A 16778-nucleotide genomic window follows, 5' to 3' on the forward strand; every position below is an offset into this window, starting at 1 on the left:
CATTTTTGCAGCTTCAAGAGTCGTTATGGCCAAATCAGCACTCTTTTCGGTGCGTAATAACGAGCCCTGCCCACAGTGCGGGGCTGAACTTGTTATCCGCTCCGGGAAACACGGTCCGTTTCTCGGATGTTCTCATTATCCGGAATGCGATTATGTTCGCCCGCTGAAAAGTCAGGCGGATGGACATATTGTTAAAGTTCTGGACGGGCAGCACTGTCCTGTGTGCGGAGCCGCGCTAGTCTTGCGCCAGGGACGTTTCGGGATGTTCATTGGGTGCAGCCAGTATCCTGAGTGTGAACATACCGAAATGATTGATAAGCCCGACGATACCGCAATCACTTGCCCACAGTGCCGAAGCGGGAGCCTTGTCCAACGCCGCTCCCGATATGGTAAGACGTTTTATTCCTGCGATCGTTACCCTGATTGCCAGTTCGTTATTAATTTCAAACCGGTGGCGGGCGAATGTCTTGTATGCCACTACCCGCTACTTATCGAGAAGAAAACCGCGCAATGCGTGAAACGCTTCTGCGCCAGTAAACAATGTGGACAGCCGGTAACGGCGGAACAAACTCGTGAAGAATAACCTGCCAACAGATCCTATCGCGGCGGCGGTAGAGATCCTGAACAAAGAACACGTCATCGCTTATCCAACAGAAGCTGTTTTCGGTGTCGGCTGCGACCCGGACAGTGAGATTGCTGTTCATCGCTTGCTTGAACTAAAACAACGCCCGGTTGATAAAGGTCTCATCCTTATTGCTGCCAGTTTTGATCAACTCAAACCCTATATTGATGACAGCATGCTGACCGACGAGCAGCGTCAGACGATTTTTGCCTGCTGGCCCGGACCGGTAACGTTTGTTTTCCCGGCGAAACCGAACACGCCGCGCTGGCTAACCGGGCAATTTGACTCGCTGGCCGTGCGCGTGACCGACCATCAAACGGTGATCGCGCTGTGTGAGGCTTACGGAAAACCGCTGGTATCAACGAGCGCTAATTTATCGGGTTTGCCGCCTTGTCGAACAGCGCAGGAAGTTATTGACCAATTTGGTCCAGACTTCCCGGTTGTTGATGCACCGACCGGAGGCCGGCAAAATCCCTCTGAAATTCGTGACGCCCTTACCGGCGAACTTTTCCGTCAGGGGTAACTGTATGGAATCCTACGCTGTCTTTGGCAACCCTATTGCTCACAGCAAGTCTCCGTTTATTCATCAGCAATTTGCTCAGCAACTGGGTATTGAACATTCTTATGGCCGAGTTCTGGCTCCGGTAGATGGTTTTGTGCAGACGCTGGATGCTTTTTTTACCGATGGTGGAAAAGGCGCGAATGTTACCGTGCCTTTTAAAGAGGAAGCATTTGCTCGCGCGAACGAACTCACAGAACGTGCCGCGATGGCTGGGGCGGTAAACACGCTTAAACGCCTTGAAGATGGCCGTCTGCTGGGCGATAACACGGATGGGATTGGCTTGTTGAGCGATCTCGAACGCCTCTCTTTTATTCGCCCGGGGTTTCGCATTCTGCTTATCGGGGCGGGTGGGGCGGCGCGCGGCGTTATTCTTCCTTTACTGTCGCTGGATTGCGCCGTGACTGTTACCAACCGCACTTTTTCTAAGGCGCAAACGCTGGCTAAGCTTTTTGCTCACACCGGTAGCATTGATGCTGTCGCTATGGATAATTTAGCGAGCCATGAATTCGATTTGATCATTAACGCGACTTCCAGTGGTATTGGCGGGGAGATCCCCGCGTTACCGAATGCGCTTATCCATCCCGAGCTTTATTGCTATGACATGTTCTATCAGAAAGGATCGACGCCATTTCTGAGTTGGTGTGAAAATTCAGGTGCGAAAAAATGTGCGGATGGTTTAGGCATGTTGGTCGGGCAGGCTGCGCATGCGGTGTTGCTATGGCATGGCGTATTGCCCGATGTTGAACCGGTAATCAATCTGCTGAAACAGGAACTGGCAAAATGAACCAGGCCATTCAGTTTCCGGATCGCGAAGGGTGGGATGGCGCAACTGGTGCTGTCTGTTTTCCCGCGTTGGTTAATGGTATGCAACTTACTTGTGCCATTAAAGGCGAGACACTGGCAAAGCGCTTTGGTGGTGAAACACCGGAAAACTACCTGGCGGTATTTCGTGAACATCGTTGGGATCTGGAAGAGGAGGCGGAACAGTTGATCCGCCAGCAAGAAGAGGATGATCAGGGGATTGTCTGGTTATCCTGATTCAGATATTCATCTTTCCATTTCACGTAATTTTGGGCTGAGTATTTCAACCCTTCAAGCTCCGCTTGCGTCAGGGGGCGGATCTGTTTTACCGGACTGCCCAAATAAAGGTAACCACTTTCCAGACGTTTATTTTGGGGGACCAGGCTACCTGCGCCGATCATTACATCATCTTCAATAATAGCCCCATCGAGTAAGATCGAGCCCATGCCGACAAGGACACGCTTGCCGATAACGCAGCCATGCAACATCACTTTATGCCCAACAGTAACATCTTCGCCGATGAGCAGCGGATCGCCTTCTGGGTTATAAGAAGATTTGTGCGTGACGTGGAGAACGCTACCGTCTTGAATGTTGCTGCGTGCGCCGATCTCAACATAATTCACATCACCGCGAATCACGACTAATGGCCAAATACCTACATCGTCAGCAATTCTGACATCACCAATCACCACGCTGGTGGCGTCGATCATTACCCGCTGACCTATTTGGGGTCGCAGATCCTTATAAGGACGTAAAACGGTAGACATAATTACCTCATCAAAAACAGGCCGAGATAATGACTTTGATCGCAAGGAAGGCCTTCTGCAACCCTTTTACGCACCATTATTTGAGCAGATCGTACGGGATCGCAGCGAAAAGAATGAAAAAACAGCAGTCAGAAAAAAAGATCGCAAAAAGACTTGTGCAAAAAATTGGGATCCCTATAATGCGCCTCCGTTGACCCGACAACGTGAATCACTTCACGAGATAGTCGAGAAAACGGAAGAGAAAAAATCCTGAAAATCAGGGTTGACTCTGAAAGAGGAAAGCGTAATATACGCCACCTCGCGACAGAGCGCTAAAGCGCGTCGCACCTGCTCTTTAACAATTTATCAGACAATCTGTGTGGGCACTCAGGGTGACTGGATTCTTAAACGTCCTCGGACGAAAAATGAATACCAAGTCTCAGTGAGTGAACACGTAATTCATTACAAAGTTTAATTCATTGAGCATCAAACTTTTAAATTGAAGAGTTTGATCATGGCTCAGATTGAACGCTGGCGGCAGGCCTAACACATGCAAGTCGAACGGTAGCACAGAGAGCTTGCTCTCGGGTGACGAGTGGCGGACGGGTGAGTAATGTCTGGGAAACTGCCTGATGGAGGGGGATAACTACTGGAAACGGTAGCTAATACCGCATAACGTCGCAAGACCAAAGAGGGGGACCTTCGGGCCTCTTGCCATCAGATGTGCCCAGATGGGATTAGCTAGTAGGTGGGGTAACGGCTCACCTAGGCGACGATCCCTAGCTGGTCTGAGAGGATGACCAGCCACACTGGAACTGAGACACGGTCCAGACTCCTACGGGAGGCAGCAGTGGGGAATATTGCACAATGGGCGCAAGCCTGATGCAGCCATGCCGCGTGTATGAAGAAGGCCTTCGGGTTGTAAAGTACTTTCAGCGGGGAGGAAGGGAGTAAGGTTAATAACCTTATTCATTGACGTTACCCGCAGAAGAAGCACCGGCTAACTCCGTGCCAGCAGCCGCGGTAATACGGAGGGTGCAAGCGTTAATCGGAATTACTGGGCGTAAAGCGCACGCAGGCGGTCTGTCAAGTCGGATGTGAAATCCCCGGGCTCAACCTGGGAACTGCATCCGAAACTGGCAGGCTTGAGTCTCGTAGAGGGAGGTAGAATTCCAGGTGTAGCGGTGAAATGCGTAGAGATCTGGAGGAATACCGGTGGCGAAGGCGGCCTCCTGGACGAAGACTGACGCTCAGGTGCGAAAGCGTGGGGAGCAAACAGGATTAGATACCCTGGTAGTCCACGCCGTAAACGATGTCTATTTGGAGGTTGTGCCCTTGAGGCGTGGCTTCCGGAGCTAACGCGTTAAATAGACCGCCTGGGGAGTACGGCCGCAAGGTTAAAACTCAAATGAATTGACGGGGGCCCGCACAAGCGGTGGAGCATGTGGTTTAATTCGATGCAACGCGAAGAACCTTACCTGGTCTTGACATCCACAGAACTTAGCAGAGATGCTTTGGTGCCTTCGGGAACTGTGAGACAGGTGCTGCATGGCTGTCGTCAGCTCGTGTTGTGAAATGTTGGGTTAAGTCCCGCAACGAGCGCAACCCTTATCCTTTGTTGCCAGCGGTCCGGCCGGGAACTCAAAGGAGACTGCCAGTGATAAACTGGAGGAAGGTGGGGATGACGTCAAGTCATCATGGCCCTTACGACCAGGGCTACACACGTGCTACAATGGCGCATACAAAGAGAAGCGACCTCGCGAGAGCAAGCGGACCTCATAAAGTGCGTCGTAGTCCGGATTGGAGTCTGCAACTCGACTCCATGAAGTCGGAATCGCTAGTAATCGTGGATCAGAATGCCACGGTGAATACGTTCCCGGGCCTTGTACACACCGCCCGTCACACCATGGGAGTGGGTTGCAAAAGAAGTAGGTAGCTTAACCTTCGGGAGGGCGCTTACCACTTTGTGATTCATGACTGGGGTGAAGTCGTAACAAGGTAACCGTAGGGGAACCTGCGGTTGGATCACCTCCTTACCTTAAAGAACCTGCCTCTGCAGTGTCCACACAGATTGTCTGATGAAATAACGAGCAGTAAAAAATCTCTGCAGGCTTGTAGCTCAGGTGGTTAGAGCGCACCCCTGATAAGGGTGAGGTCGGTGGTTCAAGTCCACTCAGGCCTACCAAATTCGCTCCCGTGCTTTGTTGTGTTGACGCTCACATACTTCAGTATGCTTCGCTTCAACACGCCTCGCCCGGTAACGAATTCAAGGTAACGGGATTTAACTACGATGGGGCTATAGCTCAGCTGGGAGAGCGCCTGCTTTGCACGCAGGAGGTCTGCGGTTCGATCCCGCATAGCTCCACCATCTTTACTGTTCGGCACAAGAAAACTTCAGAGTACACATTCTGTGTGTGCTGCGAAGTTTTGCTCTTTAAAAATCTGGATCAAGCTGAAAATTGAAACACTGAACAGTGCGAACTGTTCTGTGAGTCTCTCAAATTTTTGCAGCGCGATGATGAATCGAAAGAAACATCTTCGGGTTGTGAGGTTAAGCGACTAAGCGTACACGGTGGATGCCCTGGCAGTCAGAGGCGATGAAGGACGTGCTAATCTGCGAAAAGCGCCGGTAAGGTGATATGAACCGTTATAGCCGGCGATGTCCGAATGGGGAAACCCAGTGTGACTCGTCACACTATCATTAACTGAATCCATAGGTTAATGAGGCGAACCGGGGGAACTGAAACATCTAAGTACCCCGAGGAAAAGAAATCAACCGAGATTCCCCCAGTAGCGGCGAGCGAACGGGGAGGAGCCCAGAGTCTGAATCAGCTTGTGTGTTAGTGGAAGCGTCTGGAAAGTCGCGCGATACAGGGTGACAGCCCCGTACACAAAAGCACACAGGCTGTGAGCTCGATGAGTAGGGCGGGACACGTGGTATCCTGTCTGAATATGGGGGGACCATCCTCCAAGGCTAAATACTCCTGACTGACCGATAGTGAACCAGTACCGTGAGGGAAAGGCGAAAAGAACCCCGGCGAGGGGAGTGAAAAAGAACCTGAAACCGTGTACGTACAAGCAGTGGGAGCCTCTTGATGGGGTGACTGCGTACCTTTTGTATAATGGGTCAGCGACTTATATTCTGTAGCAAGGTTAACCGAATAGGGGAGCCGAAGGGAAACCGAGTCTTAACTGGGCGTTAAGTTGCAGGGTATAGACCCGAAACCCGGTGATCTAGCCATGGGCAGGTTGAAGGTTGGGTAACACTAACTGGAGGACCGAACCGACTAATGTTGAAAAATTAGCGGATGACCTGTGGCTGGGGGTGAAAGGCCAATCAAACCGGGAGATAGCTGGTTCTCCCCGAAAGCTATTTAGGTAGCGCCTCGTGAATTCATCTCCGGGGGTAGAGCACTGTTTCGGCTAGGGGGCCATCCCGGCTTACCAACCCGATGCAAACTACGAATACCGGAGAATGTTATCACGGGAGACACACGGCGGGTGCTAACGTCCGTCGTGAAGAGGGAAACAACCCAGACCGCCAGCTAAGGTCCCAAAGTCATGGTTAAGTGGGAAACGATGTGGGAAGGCCCAGACAGCCAGGATGTTGGCTTAGAAGCAGCCATCATTTAAAGAAAGCGTAATAGCTCACTGGTCGAGTCGGCCTGCGCGGAAGATGTAACGGGGCTAAACCATGCACCGAAGCTGCGGCAGCGACACTATTGTGTTGTTGGGTAGGGGAGCGTTCTGTAAGCCTGCGAAGGTGGCCTGTGAGGGTTGCTGGAGGTATCAGAAGTGCGAATGCTGACATAAGTAACGATAAAGCGGGTGAAAAGCCCGCTCGCCGGAAGACCAAGGGTTCCTGTCCAACGTTAATCGGGGCAGGGTGAGTCGACCCCTAAGGCGAGGCCGAAAGGCGTAGTCGATGGGAAACAGGTTAATATTCCTGTACTTGGTGTTACTGCGAAGGGGGGACGGAGAAGGCTATGTTAGCCGGGCGACGGTTGTCCCGGTTTAAGCGTGAAGGTGTGTGCTCCAGGCAAATCCGGAGTGCTTTAACACTGAGGCGTGATGACGAGGCACCACGGTGCTGAAGTAACAAATGCCCTGCTTCCAGGAAAAGCCTCTAAGCTCCAGGTAACACGAAATCGTACCCAAACCGACACAGGTGGTCAGGTAGAGAATACCAAGGCGCTTGAGAGAACTCGGGTGAAGGAACTAGGCAAAATGGTGCCGTAACTTCGGGAGAAGGCACGCTGATATGTAGGTGAAGCGACTTGCTCGTGGAGCTGAAATCAGTCGAAGATACCAGCTGGCTGCAACTGTTTATTAAAAACACAGCACTGTGCAAACACGAAAGTGGACGTATACGGTGTGACGCCTGCCCGGTGCCGGAAGGTTAATTGATGGGGTCATCCGTAAGGAGAAGCTCTTGATCGAAGCCCCGGTAAACGGCGGCCGTAACTATAACGGTCCTAAGGTAGCGAAATTCCTTGTCGGGTAAGTTCCGACCTGCACGAATGGCGTAATGATGGCCAGGCTGTCTCCACCCGAGACTCAGTGAAATTGAACTCGCTGTGAAGATGCAGTGTACCCGCGGCAAGACGGAAAGACCCCGTGAACCTTTACTATAGCTTGACACTGAACACTGGTCCTTGATGTGTAGGATAGGTGGGAGGCTTTGAAGCGTGGACGCCAGTCTGCGTGGAGCCATCCTTGAAATACCACCCTTTAATGGCTGGTGTTCTAACGTGGACCCGTAATCCGGGTTGCGGACAGTGTCTGGTGGGTAGTTTGACTGGGGCGGTCTCCTCCTAAAGCGTAACGGAGGAGCACGAAGGTCAGCTAATCCTGGTCGGACATCAGGAGGTTAGTGCAATGGCATAAGCTGGCTTGACTGCGAGCGTGACGGCGCGAGCAGGTGCGAAAGCAGGTCATAGTGATCCGGTGGTTCTGAATGGAAGGGCCATCGCTCAACGGATAAAAGGTACTCCGGGGATAACAGGCTGATACCGCCCAAGAGTTCATATCGACGGCGGTGTTTGGCACCTCGATGTCGGCTCATCACATCCTGGGGCTGAAGTAGGTCCCAAGGGTATGGCTGTTCGCCATTTAAAGTGGTACGCGAGCTGGGTTTAGAACGTCGTGAGACAGTTCGGTCCCTATCTGCCGTGGGCGCTGGAGAATTGAGGGGGGCTGCTCCTAGTACGAGAGGACCGGAGTGGACGCATCACTGGTGTTCGGGTTGTCATGCCAATGGCACTGCCCGGTAGCTAAATGCGGAAGAGATAAGTGCTGAAAGCATCTAAGCACGAAACTTGCCCCGAGATGAGTTCTCCCTGAGACTTTAAGTCTCCTGAAGGAACGTTGAAGACGACGACGTTGATAGGCCGGGTGTGTAAGCGCAGCGATGCGTTGAGCTAACCGGTACTAATGAACCGTGAGGCTTAACCTTACAACGCCGAAGATGTTTTGGCGGTGAGAGACATGAAATCAGCTTGATGACAGATTACATCAGAACGTAAAAGCGGTCTGATAAACAGAATTTGCCTGGCGGCACTAGCGCGGTGGTCCCACCTGACCCCATGCCGAACTCAGAAGTGAAACGCCGTAGCGCCGATGGTAGTGTGGGGTCTCCCCATGCGAGAGTAGGGAACTGCCAGGCATCAAATTTAGTGTGCTGATATGGCTCAGTTGGTAGAGCGCACCCTTGGTAAGGGTGAGGTCCCCAGTTCGACTCTGGGTATCAGCACCAGTTATAACGGTTAAAGTTCGGCACTTAGAAAAGAATTTGCCTGGCGGCACTAGCGCGGTGGTCCCACCTGACCCCATGCCGAACTCAGAAGTGAAACGCCGTAGCGCCGATGGTAGTGTGGGGTCTCCCCATGCGAGAGTAGGGAACTGCCAGGCATCAAATAAAGCAAAAGGCCCAGTCGAAAGACTGGGCCTTTTGCTATTCTACTGCGGCACCAGGCATGGCGGTCGCACCCAAGTCATTTTCCCCTGATGCGTAGCCCCTTGAGCATCAATAAGCTTAAGTACCACAGAACGTGAAAGGTAGCGATCAAGCCGTTCCTCATCAACAGCCAGACATCAAGCTCACTAACTTAGAAGTGAAATGCGTAGCGCCAATGGTAGCGTGGGGCCTCCACCTGCGAGGGTCGGTAACTTCAGGAAAGCAAGCAAGTACATAAGAAGCAAAGAACCGCTTGCATGTAAGCCCGTACTAGCTGGCGTGTCCCGGAATTTTTAAGAAGCGCGCTCAGCCAGTTCAGTGATATCGTAGCCAAAGAAATAAAGTCGGAAATAAACCTTTTGATAAGCATACTTCAGGACGTGCTTCTGCAATAAAAAAGGCCACCTGTATGAAGTGGCCTGTAACAATTGCATAGAAATCAATGAATAACCTGCGACAAAAACGCGCGAGTACGTTCTGATTTCGGATTCGCGAAGAACTCTTCCGGTGGTGCCTGTTCAACGATTTCACCCCGATCCATAAAGATCACGCGATCGGCCACGGTGCGCGCAAAACCCATTTCATGGGTGACGCACAACATTGTCATGCCGGACTGCGCTAGCCCAATCATGGTGTCTAGCACCTCTTTCACCATCTCCGGATCCAGCGCTGAAGTTGGTTCATCGAACAGCATGATTTTAGGCTTCATACATAATGAACGCGCGATCGCCACACGTTGCTGCTGACCACCGGAAATCTGCCCCGGAAACTTATGCGCATGCTCGGCAATGCGCACACGTTCAAGATAATGCATTGCCAGCGCTTCAGCCTCCTTCTTAGGCATTTTACGTACCCAAATCGGCGCCAACGTGCAGTTTTGCAGCACGGTCAGATGCGGGAACAAGTTGAAGTGCTGGAATACCATCCCCACTTCCTGGCGGATCTTTTCGATATTGCGGATATCTTCGTTTAACTCTATACCATCAACGACAATGCGCCCTTGTTGATGCTCTTCCAGATGGTTAATGCAGCGGATTGTTGTCGATTTTCCAGAACCGGACGGGCCACAAAGCACAATGCGCTCGCCCTGTTTCACATTGAGATTAATATCTTTCAGTACATGGAACTGCCCGTACCACTTATTCACATTTTCGAGCGTAATCATCGCGTCGGCAGATTGCATAGTTGTATTACTCATGGGGATCCTCAGTGCGGTGTACGCCCGGTGTTAAAGCGCTTTTCCAGATGCTGGCTGTAGCGCGACATGCTAAAACAGAAAACCCAGTAAACTAAGGCAGCAAAAACATAGCCTTCGGTGGACATCCCAAGCCATGCAGGATCGACCGTGGCTTGCTGTACGCTGCTGAACAGATCAAACAAGCCGATGATGATCACCAGACTCGTATCTTTGAACAGAGCAATGATGGTGTTCACAAGCCCCGGGATCACCAGCTTCAGCGCCTGCGGTAAGATCACCAGCCCTTGCGTTTTCCAGTACCCCAGTGCCAGAGATTCCGCCGCTTCATATTGCCCCTTCGGCAGCGCCTGCAAGCCGCCACGCACCACCTCCGCCACATAAGCGGACTGAAACAGGATCACACCGACCAGCGCACGGATCAGTTTATCGATACTGGTACCTTCCGACATAAACAGCGGCAGCATCACCGAGGACATAAACAGTACGGTAATTAAGGGAACGCCGCGCCAGAACTCAATGAAAATGACCGATAACACGCGAACTACCGGCATTTTCGAACGGCGACCCAACGCCAGCAAAATCCCCAGTGGCAGTGCGCCAGCAATACCAACAGAGGCGATGATCAATGTCAGAGTCAGACCGCCCCACTGGCGGGTTTCAACCCGTTCCAGCCCGAGAAATCCACCAAACAACAACCACCACACGACAAGCGGATAAATTACCGCCCAGCAAGCGATATAACGCCCGCGACGCGGCAGCGCCTTCCAGAACATTGGTGCGATAGAGAGCAGGCCAACGAGCAGCGCCACATTAATACGCCAGCGTTGATCATGCGGGTAGAGGCCATACATAAACTGGCCAAAACGCTCGTGGATAAACACCCAGCACGCGCCTGCTTTCGTACAATCGGCACGTGTCGAACCAAACCAGTTCGCCTGAAACAGCGCCCAGTCCAGCAAAGGGGGAATCAACTCCCACATTAACCACAGACACAGCAGCGTCAGCAGCGAGTTTGACCAACTGGAGAACAGATTTTTTCGTACCCACACTATCGCGCCATTACTTCCTGCAGGTGTCTGGCGCGTGGAGGGAGACAGAATGGCTTTTGTCATCAAGGTTCCTTAGCGCTCAATCAGGGCAATGCGGCGGTTATAGATGTTCATCAGCAACGAAATCGACAGGCTGATGAGCAAGTAAACCGACATGGTAATAGCGATAGTTTCAATCGCCTGGCCGGTCTGATTCAGCACCGTACCGGCAAACAGCGACACCATATCCGGATAACCAATTGCCGCTGCAAGCGAGGAGTTTTTGGCAATATTCAGATACTGGCTGGTCAGCGGAGGGATAATCACGCGCAGCGCCTGCGGAATAATCACCTGACGTAATGTCACTGGATTAGGCAAGCCGAGCGAACGTGCCGCTTCGTGCTGCCCATAGGGCACTGACTGAATACCTGAACGGATAATCTCAGCGATAAACGCGGAAGTGTAGACCGACAGTGCAATGGTAAGTGCGGCGAGTTCCGGGATCAGCACCATACCGCCCTGGAAGTTGAAGCCGCGCAGTTGTGGAACGTCCCAGTGCAGCGCTGCGCCAAACACCCAGTGCGCGACCAGTGGCAGCAAAATAATCAATCCCAGCGCGGCAGGCCATGTGCGGCGCAGCTGACCGGTTTTGATTTGATGCATTTTATTAAAGCGAAACAGACCGACGGAGATAGCCACCGCCAGGATTATCGCCCCCACGAACGCCAGCATGCCCTCGCCCATTTGCGGGGAGGGAATATACAAGCCCCGGTTGCTTAGAAACACCAGCTCCATTGCGTTGACCGCCTGGCGCGGGCCGGGTAGGTTACGCAGCACCGCGAAATACCAGAAAAAGATCTGCAACAGCGGCGGGATATTACGGAACGTTTCGATATAAATGGTCGATAGCTTCCGCAGTAGCCAGTTTTCCGACAGGCGAGCGAGGCCAAGAAAAAAACCAAGGAACGAGGCGAACACAATACACAGCGCTGAAACCAGCAACGTATTGAGTAAACCCACAAGAAATACGCGGCCGTAGGTGTCACCTTGTTCATAATCAATAAGATGCTGAACAATACCAAAACCGGCTGCGCGATCCAGAAAGGCAAAACCGGAAGTAATGCCGCGGTTATTCAGGTTAGTAACGGTGTTGTGTATCAAATAAATGGCGACAACGACCACGGCGATAATCGCAAGGATTTGAAACAGCCAGGCGCGAACCGCAGGGTTAGAAAGGGAGATAGCGCCTTTCACGGTTGGGCGGCGATGGGACATAGGAAAACCTCAGTAACCATGACTCTGGGCTGGGCGCCACGCAAGCGTAGCGCCCGTTACAGCACTTACGTATTAGCGCACTGGCGGAGCGTACTGAATACCGCCATTGTTCCAGAGGTTGTTCTGGCCGCGTTTGATTTTCAGCGGGCTTTCAGAACCGACGTTACGTTCAAAGATTTCTGAATAGTTACCGACTTTCTTAATGATGTTGTAAGCCCACTTGTTATCCAGCTTCAGGTCTTTACCGAAGTCACCTTCTTTACCTAACAGGTGCGCCATATCCGGCGTTGCTGGGTTAGCGGCTTTCTCATCAACGTTTTTCGAGTTAACACCCATCTCTTCCGCGTTCAGCATGGCGAACAGCGTCCAGCGAACAATCGAGAACCAGTCATCATCACCACGGCGAACCACTGGCCCCAGCGGCTCTTTCGAGATCACTTCCGGCAATACGATCCACTCTGCCGGGTTGCTCAGTTTGATACGCAATGCATACAGCTGCGACTGGTCGGAAGCGAGTGTGTCGCAACGGCCTGATTCCAGCGCTTTCGCGGATTCATCGGAACGGTCGAATGTCACCGGCGTATATTTCATTTTGTTGGATTTAAAGTAATCCGCCACGTTCAGTTCAGTATCGGTACCCGCCTGAATACAAACGGTTGCGCCGTCCAGCTCTTTAGCGCTTTTCAGGCCCGCTTTGTTATGGGTCAGGAAGCCGATACCGTCGTAATAGGTTACGCCAGTGAATGACAGGCCCATGCCGCCATCGCGGGAAGAGGTCCAGGTGGTATTACGGGAGAGCATATCCACTTCGCCAGATTGCAGAGCGGTAAAACGCTCTTTGGCCGTCAGCGGGGTATATTTTACTTTCGTGTCGTCACCGAATACGGCGGCGGCAACGCCGCGGCAAACGTCCACGTCGATACCGGTGAATTTACCGCTCGCATCCGCGTAGGAAAAGCCAGGCAGACCGTCGCTGATACCGCATTGTACGAAACCTTTCTTTTTAACGGCATCCAGCGTTGCGCCCGCATGTGCCTGATTTGCGATAGCAAACAGTACACCGGCAGCGGCCAGGCTGGCGATCATCATCTTTTTCATAATGCATCCTGTGTGGCGAAAATTTATCGTTATATAAGGCGTTCGGGAAACGCCTGAACCTGTCTGTGGCGATGGCCATACTCTTTAAAGCAAAGGTAGTGCCAGTTTTGCGCGTGGCGTTATTTGGCTAGCGCAGGCGCAATATTGAGAGTGTAGACAGGAAAAAATAAAATCATTGCCCCGTTGTGGTGCAAAAATACAACCTGCGCCACAAAACAGAGCAAAAAGGCAGTGCCGTTTAGAGGTGAATAACAGATAAGTTTCCTGCGTGAATATAAGCAATGTCTTGATTGGCATCGCTTTGTGAAATGGGTCACGCAAAAATAGAGAAAAAGAGGAAAGTGTGAAAATCAATTGGCTGAGATGAAAGTTAGTTTGAGTTTGTTTTTTTATTTCTGCCTGCTTATGGGGCTGGAAATTTACTTATGCAAAATTAACTGCACCTTAATAAAGCAAAAGCGCGGCGAACCGCGCTTTTTATAACTATTTGGCTTTTTAGCACTATTTCGTCAGCGCTACGATACCGAGCGTCAGACCGGCAATCGCCGCTGCGCCGCCAGCAATGGCGCCGGCTGTTTCCCAGTTATCCTGAGTTGTGCCTTTCATACAGGTATTGGTATGTACCAGACGACCTTGATCATCATACACCGGTACACAAGGAGAATCGTGGGCACAGCCTGCCAGGAATGTCGCCAGTAATGCCACGGAAATGAATTTTTTCATAATATTACCTCGAAATAATCACGATCCCCGATATCAATAATTACGATATCTGTCCAGAATCGATAAGGATTATTTTACCATTCGCCTGCGCGAATTATCCGGTGCAATAATCTCAAATTATGTTCTTTGTAAAAATCATGAAGAGAAAACCGCGTTGCGGGTTAAATAGTGCAGAAAAGATGAAGGGTGAAATAAAAAATTCTGTTGCAATGCGTAAGCACTTGATTAAATAGAGATGGTGCATAACATTATTTTTATAAGAATAATCTAGTTTGCGGCTTTGGTAAAACAAAAGCGCCTGCTGGCGCTTTATTTAACTCAATCCATCTTCAGGAGAGGGTCCGGGCGGGAGAAGTTTATTTCCGTAAGAAGTAATAGATTCCGCGCTCACCGGTTTACCTAATAAATACCCTTGCAGCGTATTACAGCCCAGCTCGGTAAGAAATTTTTGTTGTTCTTCTGTTTCCACACCTTCCGCTACAACTTTTAAATTCAGCGTCCTGGCTAACGCTACGATGGCGGAGACGATGGTGGCATCTTCACCTTCCCGGCTTAACTCGCGAACAAATGCGCGGTCGATTTTTAATTCGCAGGCCGGAAGACGTTTCAGATACAGCAAGCTGGAGTAGCCTGTACCAAAATCATCGATTGAGGCTTGAACGCCCGCATCTGTCAGTTCCGTCAACACGCGCACGCTCTCATCCGGATTGCTCATTGCCGTGGTTTCGGTCACTTCCAGGATTAACTTTTGCGGCGGCACACCATGCTTTTTTAGCGCCGCCATAATCGTTTCCACCAGAGTGCTCTGCTCAAACTGCAGGGTGGAAAGGTTCACCGCCACTGACCAGTCCAGGTGCCCCATTTTGCGCCATTCACCAAGCTGACGGCAGGCTTCATCCACTACCCAGTTACCGAGCGGCACAATCAGACCGGTTTTCTCCGCCAGCGGCAAAAAAACATCCGGAGTGAGTACGCCCTGGTAAGGGTGATGCCAGCGCAACAGCGCCTCAAAGCCGATCACCGGCCCTGCAGGGGCTTTAAATTTGGGCTGGTAAACCAGCCGGAACTCCTGCCGCTCCAGTGCCATCCACAGATCATTGAGTAACTGCAACTGTGTTTGTGCCAGCGTGTTCATCGACGGCTGAAAGAAGTGGTAACCGTTACGGCCCATATGTTTGGTGTGATACATCGCCGCATCGGCGTTGAACATCAGTTCCCGCTCGTTTTTGCCATCGTGTGGATAAAGCGCGATACCGACGCTCAACGTCACCATCACATCATAGGGATCGATAGTGAAAGGTTTATCAATCACGCGTACCAACGAACTGGCAAGCGTTGCTGCTTCATCTGGCGCGCTGACTTCAGCCAGCAGAACAAATTCGTCACCACCAATGCGTGCCAGCGTGTATTGCCCTTTTAATTTTTGCGTCAGGCGATCGGTCACCGCGACCAGCAATTTATCGCCGACATCGTGGCCCCAGGCGTCGTTGACGGTTTTGAAACCGTCGAGATCCATAAACATTAGTGCGAAGAAAGAGCCTTCGCGTTTGGCTTTATTGATAGCCTGCTCAAGGCGGTCTTCCAGCAACACACGGTTAGGCAGACGCGTTAAGGTATCGTGCAACGCCAGCCGCGCCAGTTCGCGGTTCGCGGCCGCCAGTGAGGTCGCTAACAACGAAGTTCGTGCTTGCAAACGCGCATCGAACATCGACACCAGTAGCGTAATACCCAACACCGAGAAGGCCATCATGCCGACCAATACGGCTAACCAGTTATTGTTAAAACCGTTATGGCCCATAACGTGCTGATGAGGAATTTGAGCCGCCATCATGCCGGTGTAATGCATACCAGCAATGGCGATACCCATTAAAATTGCCGCGCCAAAACGCATCAGTGCAACCTGGGCCGCTTCATGACGTAAATGGAAGGTGAGCCACAGCGCGGCGAAAGAGGCGACCAGCGCGATCGCTAACGATAAGGCGACCCAATTCAGATTCCAGATGATAGCCGGGGAGACCTGAAGTGCGGCCATGCCGGTATAGTGCATCGCTGCGATACCCAGGCCCATGACAATTGCACCCGGGATCAGGCGACGCAGATGCAGATGCGGGGCGCTCACCAGCCACAGCGCAAATAACGAAGATCCAATCGCGATAACCATTGAGAGGGCAGTGAGAAACGGTTCGTAGCGCATGTTCATAGACATGTTCATCGCCAGCATACCGATAAAGTGCATTGCCCAGATGCCTATCCCCATCGCTACGCCGCCGCCGCTGAGCCAGACCCATGACGATCCCTTGCTGCTGGTGGAAACTCGGCCGGCCATATTCAGGGCGGTATAAGAGACTAAAATGGCTACGATAAAAGAAACAACAACAAGGATATAGTCGTATTGGCTATCCAGCATGGTGTCATCAACTCATTCACTAAGGGCGTTACGCATTACTACGATCGGACTGGCGAAAAGGGCTGAGACATTAGCATCGTATGGGGATGGCTCAAAATGATTTAAATCCCTGCATTAATCAGGGTGATGGCTGCATTTTCGCGAATTTTCGCTACAAGCAATCACTTACAGATTATTGCAGTTAACCAGTTTGAGCGGATTTACGGAGTTCATATTGCGGCACTTATCGATCTCGGTGGTCATATACTCAATCCAGTACATGATTAAGCTATCCAGCATGAGGATCGACAGGGCGAAAGCCACCAGCCACCAATACTTGCGAAACATTCCGTATCTCCCTTTCTTGCAACCATTTGTTGAAA

Annotated in this window: 12 protein-coding genes, 3 tRNA genes and 4 rRNA genes; 11 read left to right on the forward strand and 8 right to left on the reverse strand. The window is 51.5% G+C overall.

The window, feature by feature from the left end:
* Positions 1-25 precede the first annotated feature (25 nt).
* The 4 genes from C813_RS25135 to C813_RS25150 are packed head-to-tail and all read left to right on the forward strand — an operon-like array spanning position 26 to position 2222.
* Entirely contained in the window at positions 26-583 is a 558-nt protein-coding gene (locus C813_RS25135; RefSeq protein ID WP_017460082.1) for a DNA topoisomerase family protein, read from the forward strand.
* Positions 573-1145 carry an L-threonylcarbamoyladenylate synthase type 1 TsaC gene (gene tsaC, locus C813_RS25140; RefSeq protein ID WP_017460083.1) on the forward strand — a complete coding sequence of 191 codons (573 nt, stop codon included), beginning with the start codon at positions 573-575 and terminating at the stop codon, positions 1143-1145. Before C813_RS25135 ends, tsaC begins: the two co-directional genes overlap by 11 nt.
* A gap of 4 nt (positions 1146-1149) precedes the next feature.
* Complete coding sequence (gene aroE / locus C813_RS25145; RefSeq protein ID WP_017460084.1) at positions 1150-1968, forward strand: shikimate dehydrogenase; 819 nt, start codon at positions 1150-1152, stop codon at positions 1966-1968.
* A complete protein-coding gene (locus tag C813_RS25150) occupies positions 1965-2222 on the forward strand; it encodes a DUF1488 family protein (protein ID WP_017460085.1) in 258 nt (85 codons plus the stop codon). The genes aroE and C813_RS25150 overlap by 4 nt, the downstream gene beginning before the upstream one ends.
* Here the strand turns inward: C813_RS25150 and C813_RS25155 are convergent.
* Entirely contained in the window at positions 2198-2752 is a 555-nt protein-coding gene (locus C813_RS25155; RefSeq protein ID WP_017460086.1) for a gamma carbonic anhydrase family protein, read from the reverse strand. The two genes, C813_RS25150 and C813_RS25155, sit on opposite strands and share 25 nt — an antisense overlap.
* A 475-nt stretch (positions 2753-3227) precedes the next feature.
* On the opposite strand from C813_RS25155, the gene C813_RS25160 reads away from it, so the two are divergent.
* From C813_RS25160 to rrf (C813_RS25190), 7 genes are all read left to right on the forward strand, one after another.
* A 16S ribosomal RNA gene (locus C813_RS25160) occupies positions 3228-4767 on the forward strand.
* Between the two features lie 72 nt (positions 4768-4839).
* Positions 4840-4916, forward strand: a tRNA-Ile gene (locus tag C813_RS25165).
* 107 nt (positions 4917-5023) lie between these two features.
* Positions 5024-5099, forward strand: a tRNA-Ala gene (locus C813_RS25170).
* 181 nt (positions 5100-5280) lie between these two features.
* A 23S ribosomal RNA gene (locus tag C813_RS25175) occupies positions 5281-8186 on the forward strand.
* 94 nt (positions 8187-8280) lie between these two features.
* Positions 8281-8396 (forward strand): 5S ribosomal RNA (gene rrf, locus C813_RS25180).
* A 14-nt stretch (positions 8397-8410) separates the two neighbouring features.
* Positions 8411-8486: transfer RNA gene (locus C813_RS25185), tRNA-Thr, on the forward strand.
* A gap of 39 nt (positions 8487-8525) precedes the next feature.
* Positions 8526-8641, forward strand: a 5S ribosomal RNA gene (gene rrf / locus C813_RS25190).
* The 16S, 23S and 5S rRNA genes sit together here with 3 tRNA genes alongside, the layout of an rRNA operon.
* A 485-nt stretch (positions 8642-9126) precedes the next feature.
* Here rrf (C813_RS25190) and C813_RS25195 read toward each other — a convergent pair.
* The 7 genes from C813_RS25195 to C813_RS25225 all read right to left on the reverse strand — a co-directional run bounded on the left by C813_RS25195 (position 9127) and on the right by C813_RS25225 (position 16743).
* Entirely contained in the window at positions 9127-9885 is a 759-nt protein-coding gene (locus C813_RS25195; protein WP_017457271.1) for an amino acid ABC transporter ATP-binding protein, read from the reverse strand.
* Between the two features lie 8 nt (positions 9886-9893).
* Positions 9894-10997, reverse strand: coding sequence for an amino acid ABC transporter permease (locus C813_RS25200; RefSeq protein ID WP_017457272.1), 1104 nt, complete (start codon positions 10995-10997; stop codon positions 9894-9896).
* A gap of 9 nt (positions 10998-11006) precedes the next feature.
* Positions 11007-12188, reverse strand: a complete 1182-nt coding sequence (locus tag C813_RS25205) for an amino acid ABC transporter permease (RefSeq protein ID WP_017457273.1) — start codon at positions 12186-12188, stop codon at positions 11007-11009.
* A 72-nt stretch (positions 12189-12260) separates the two neighbouring features.
* Complete coding sequence (locus C813_RS25210) at positions 12261-13286, reverse strand: amino acid ABC transporter substrate-binding protein (protein ID WP_017457274.1); 1026 nt, start codon at positions 13284-13286, stop codon at positions 12261-12263.
* A 501-nt stretch (positions 13287-13787) separates the two neighbouring features.
* Complete coding sequence (locus C813_RS25215) at positions 13788-14009, reverse strand: lipoprotein (RefSeq protein WP_017457276.1); 222 nt, start codon at positions 14007-14009, stop codon at positions 13788-13790.
* 313 nt (positions 14010-14322) lie between these two features.
* A complete protein-coding gene (locus C813_RS25220; RefSeq protein WP_017457277.1) occupies positions 14323-16416 on the reverse strand; it encodes a putative bifunctional diguanylate cyclase/phosphodiesterase in 2094 nt (697 codons plus the stop codon).
* A gap of 165 nt (positions 16417-16581) precedes the next feature.
* Entirely contained in the window at positions 16582-16743 is a 162-nt protein-coding gene (locus C813_RS25225; RefSeq protein ID WP_017457278.1) for a DUF2556 family protein, read from the reverse strand.
* Positions 16744-16778 lie beyond the last annotated feature (35 nt).

It is taken from the genome of Kosakonia sacchari SP1 (genome assembly GCF_000300455.3).
Taxonomy (GTDB): domain Bacteria; phylum Pseudomonadota; class Gammaproteobacteria; order Enterobacterales; family Enterobacteriaceae; genus Kosakonia; species Kosakonia sacchari.